This is a genomic window from Vibrio sp. 2134-1 (assembly GCF_033339495.1).
Map to the genome: position 1 here is coordinate 1 of NZ_JAWOUS010000341.1, position 759 is coordinate 759.

Consider the following 759-nt stretch of genomic DNA (forward strand, 5'->3'; position numbering starts at 1 on the left):
TCCACGATGGTTACGATCCCTGCAACCGCACTGCCGTGAAGCATGAAGATCACTTCATTAGAATAAGCAGGTAGTGCTCGGCGTAACGCACTTGGCAAGATGATGCGTTTGTAAGTCATAAATTTACTCATGCCATACGCTTTTGCGGCTTCCACTTCGCCTTTCGGCAAACCGTTAATCGCACCACGAATGATCTCTGCCGTATACGCTGATGTGTTTAGTACAAACGCAACAAGAGCACAAAACCACGCGTGTTCCCATAAGGTATCTTTCACTGGGAAAAACTGATCCATGCCATAGTAAATCAGATACAACTGAACAAGCAGTGGCGTTCCTCGGAAAAAGTAAATGAATCCCCAAGAAGGAAGGCTCAAAGCGTAGTTGGTACTGTTTCTCGCAATGGCGAGTGGAACTGAGACGCACAAGCCAATCACCAATGAAATGCCCACCAGCCAAACGGTCGTCCAAAGCCCTTGAAAGCAAACAGGGAAGCTTTCAATAATCAACGAAAAATCCATTACTTACCTCGCATGAATACTGAATTTGCGTTCAACGAGTTTTAATAACCCCGTCGAAATACTGGTGAAGAAAAGGAAAATCAGTGCAACAGCCATGTAGAACGTGAACGGCATTTTTGTTGTACCAGCCGCCAGAGAGCTCATTCTCACCATATCTTCAAGCCCGATGATGGAGACAAGCGCGGTGGTTTTTAACAATACCAGCCAGTTGTTACCAAATCCCGGTAGTGCATGGCGAATC

General features: G+C 46.0%; 1 protein-coding gene and 1 pseudogene. Both read right to left on the reverse strand.

Going from position 1 to position 759, the window contains the following annotated elements; genetic code table 11:
* Window positions 1-518 (reverse strand): ABC transporter permease (locus tag R7R78_RS25855; RefSeq protein ID WP_225474584.1); only part of this gene is annotated, 518 nt, incomplete at its 3' end.
* A gap of 3 nt (window positions 519-521) precedes the next feature.
* A pseudogene (locus R7R78_RS25860) lies at window positions 522-759 on the reverse strand (arginine ABC transporter permease ArtQ); the annotation flags it as partial.